At 67.4% G+C, this 3,385-nt stretch carries 3 protein-coding genes; 1 reads left to right on the top strand and 2 read right to left on the bottom strand.

The window, feature by feature from the left end; translation table 11 throughout:
- Nucleotides 1-261 precede the first annotated feature (261 nt).
- Together P2P98_RS16595 and rpsA are read right to left on the bottom strand one after the other, a co-directional pair.
- On the bottom strand, nucleotides 262-435 hold the full coding sequence (locus P2P98_RS16595) for a hypothetical protein (protein WP_275801367.1): 174 nt from the start codon (nucleotides 433-435) through the stop codon (nucleotides 262-264).
- Between the two features lie 101 nt (nucleotides 436-536).
- Nucleotides 537-1,991: a 30S ribosomal protein S1 gene (gene rpsA / locus P2P98_RS16590; protein ID WP_058596663.1), complete on the bottom strand. Its 1,455-nt coding sequence runs from the start codon at nucleotides 1,989-1,991 to the stop codon at nucleotides 537-539.
- Between the two features lie 401 nt (nucleotides 1,992-2,392).
- Here rpsA and P2P98_RS16585 point away from each other — a divergent pair, with 401 nt between their 5' ends.
- A complete protein-coding gene (locus P2P98_RS16585) occupies nucleotides 2,393-3,385 on the top strand; it encodes a lytic transglycosylase domain-containing protein (protein WP_275801366.1) in 993 nt (330 codons plus the stop codon).

Here is a 3,385-nt window from a genome sequence, read left to right as displayed (position 1 = left end):
GCCGAGTGGCAGGATCCCAACTGTAGACCAGAGAATCGAAACTCTCAAGTGCCGTGTTGGGGGTGGTTCACCGCTTGAGGGGACGCGGGGCCTTTTGGCCGCTCCGCTCTCCCCTGTGGGGCGAACAAGTAATAAGTTACGCGGATCCCGCGCACTCGTCCAATCCACACCACCGCCCGGGCGTGTCGCACCCCCGAAACCGCGGAAATCCGCGGTTTTCGCGAGTTCGGGCCGCACAGCCCGAGCTGTGGCCCCGGAGGGTCAGATAAGCGACGGGATCGATGCCAGCGAGGCCGTGGCATCCGTATGTCCGCCGGTGAACTCGATGCCACCGAAGAACATGGCACCGATGACCAGAGCGAAGACGAACGCGATGGACAGGAACAGCACGGCCACGCCGGCGAGGGCGATCAGGAGCGGGAGTCTATTTGCCATGCGACGATCCTGCCCCGACGTCCACGGGGATCTCCAGGGGTTGCGCGGGAACGACCGAAGGCCGGCACCCCGAGGGGTACCGGCCTTCGATGAGGAACCGATCAGCGACCGGAGAGCTTCTCGCGAAGCGCAGCCAGCGACTCGTCGTCGGCGAGGGTGCCCTGAGCGGGCGACTCCGACGAGAACGAGCCACCGAACGAACCGGTGTCGGTGGGGTTCGCAGCCTCGGCCTCGAGGGCCTTGGCGACGGCAGCCTTGTGGGCCTCCCAGCGACCCTGGGCCGCCGCGTACTCCTGCTCCCACTGCTCGCGCTGAGCGTCGAAGCCCTCGAGCCAGGCACCCGACTCGGGGTCGAAGCCCTCGGGGTACTTGTACTCGCCACGCTCGTCGTACTCGGTGGCCATGCCGTACAGCGCCGGGTCGAACTCGGTGCCGTTGGGGTCGACAGACTCGTTGGCCTGCTTCAGCGACAGCGAGATGCGACGACGCTCGAGGTCGATGTCGATGATCTTGACGAAGACCTCTTCGCCGACCGACACGACCTGCTCGGCGAGCTCGACGTGCTTGCCGGACAGCTCGGAGATGTGCACGAGGCCCTCGATGCCATCCGCCACGCGGACGAAGGCACCGAACGGAACGAGCTTGGTGACCTTGCCCGGAGCGATCTGACCGATCGCGTGGGTACGGGCGAACACCTGCCACGGGTCTTCCTGGGTGGCCTTGAGCGAGAGCGACACGCGCTCACGGTCGAGGTCGACCTCGAGGATCTCGACGGTGACCTCCTGGCCCACCTCGACGACCTCGGAGGCGTGCTCGATGTGCTTCCAGGAGAGCTCGGAGACGTGCACGAGACCGTCCACGCCGCCCAGGTCGACGAACGCACCGAAGTTGACGATCGACGAAACCGTGCCCTTGCGGACCTGGCCCTTGTGGAGGTTGTTGAGGAACGTGGTGCGCGACTCGGACTGCGTCTGCTCGAGCAGGGCGCGGCGCGACAGAACGACGTTGTTGCGGTTCTTGTCGAGCTCGAGGATCTTCGCCTCGATCTCCTGGCCGAGGTACGGCGTGAGGTCGCGAACACGGCGCAGCTCGATGAGCGAGGCCGGGAGGAAGCCGCGGAGGCCGATGTCGACGATGAGCCCGCCCTTGACGACCTCGATCACGGAGCCGGTGACGACACCGTCGTTCTCCTTGATCTTCTCGACGTCGCCCCACGCGCGCTCGTACTGCGCACGCTTCTTGGACAGGATGAGGCGACCTTCCTTGTCCTCCTTCTGGAGAACGAGGGCCTCGACGTGATCGCCGACGTTGACGACCTCGTTGGGGTCGACGTCGTGCTTGATCGAAAGCTCGCGGGAGGGGATGACACCCTCGGTCTTGTAACCGACGTCGAGGAGGACCTCGTCGCGGTCGATCTTCACCACGGTGCCCTCGATGAGGTCGCCGTCGTTGAAGAACTTGAGGGTCTTCTCGACCGCGGCCAAGAAGTCTTCGGCGGAGCCGATGTCGTTGATCGCGACCTGCTTGGTAGCCGGGGCGGTCGTTGCGGTAGTCATGTAGTGGGTTGTCCTAGTTGGGTTTGGTGTCGGGCTTCGGCTCCTGCGGGACAGCCCCGGATGAGGCCGGACCGGCCGGGCACCACTCGCTGGAGGGCGAACGAGAACCACGAGCCGAAGCGAAGCGGATTGTTTCGTGCGATGCCACCCGCTCACACCCGCGGTGCGGGATAGCCAGACGAGTGACACTCAAGCCTAACGCATCCGCGGCCCCGGATACCGACGAGACCGCGGTCCGCGGGCCGCGCGGTCGGATCGATATGGCCTCTCGAACGGGGCCCGTCGGGGTGTTCTCGCCCAGCTTGCGTCCAGACTGCCGTGCCAGGCTCCCCGTTCCGTGCCCGTCGATCACGGGCAGGACGTGCTGTTTTCCGCCGTCCTCGCGATACGAAACCGGTTTTATGAGTTCTGATTCGACGCCCACACACAACCGCCGTGCCCGCCGACTGGCGGCCCGCCGCTCCACTCGCCGCCCCGCGATCACCGCCGGTGTCGTGGCTCTGGGACTCGCGGCGACGGTGACCCTCACGGGGACCGCTCCCCTCGCTCAGGCCAACGCGGGATCCTCCCTCCTCTCGGCCTCGAGCATGCAGCTCGCCTCCTACAGCGCACCTGTCGCGCCCGGCACGACGTCCGACCCCGATCGCGCAGACGCTCGAGCCGCCGAGCAGACCGCCGCAGCCTCGCTGCAAGCGGCGACGACGGTCCAGAACGACATCGCGGCATCCGGACTGGACATCGGTCAGCCCGCCACCGTCGACACCTCCGCGCTCCAGGCGGCCGCGGATCACCTGACCGCGGCGCAGGTGCTGCCGTCGACCTTCCTCCCCGGCGTGACCGGTGATGTGAGGGCTGAGGCGACGGCCGTCGACCAGCGGGTCAGCGCGCTTCGCGGAAGTCTGGACGCCGCGGTCGCGAAGAAGCAAGAGGAGGAGGCCGCTGAGAAGGCGCGGCAGGAAGCCGAGGCCGCGGCGGCCGCCCAAGCCAAGGCCGACGAGGAGGCCCGGTCGAACGCGTCTTCGGGCAGCTCGTCCGGCGGTGGCGACTGGACTCCCCCGCCGTCGTCGGGCGGAGGCTCGGGTGGCAACAGCCCGGGCGGCGCACAGGCCACCGCACGCGGCATGCTGTCCGGCTACGGCTGGGGCGATGACCAGTTCTCGTGCCTCGTCTCGCTCTGGAACCGCGAGTCGGGCTGGAACTACCAGGCCTACAACGCCGGAAGCGGTGCCTATGGCATCCCGCAGGCTCTCCCCGGAAGCAAGATGAGCTCTGCCGGTGCCGACTGGCAGACAAACGCCGGCACCCAGATCGCCTGGGGTCTCGGGTACATCTCGGGTCGATACGGCAGCCCGTGCGGCGCCTGGGACCACTCGCAGTCGACCGGCTGGTACTGA

It is taken from the genome of Microbacterium sp. Kw_RZR3 (assembly GCF_029222405.1).
Taxonomy (GTDB): domain Bacteria; phylum Actinomycetota; class Actinomycetes; order Actinomycetales; family Microbacteriaceae; genus Microbacterium.
This window is presented reverse-complemented; position numbering and strand designations above follow the sequence as displayed.

Coding starts and splice junctions, on each gene's coding strand:
- rpsA (WP_058596663.1), bottom strand. CDS start 1,991: ATGACTACCGCAACGACCGCCCCGGCTACCAAGCAGGTCGCGATCAAC.
- P2P98_RS16585 (WP_275801366.1), top strand. CDS start 2,393: ATGAGTTCTGATTCGACGCCCACACACAACCGCCGTGCCCGCCGACTG.
- P2P98_RS16595 (WP_275801367.1), bottom strand. CDS start 435: ATGGCAAATAGACTCCCGCTCCTGATCGCCCTCGCCGGCGTGGCCGTG.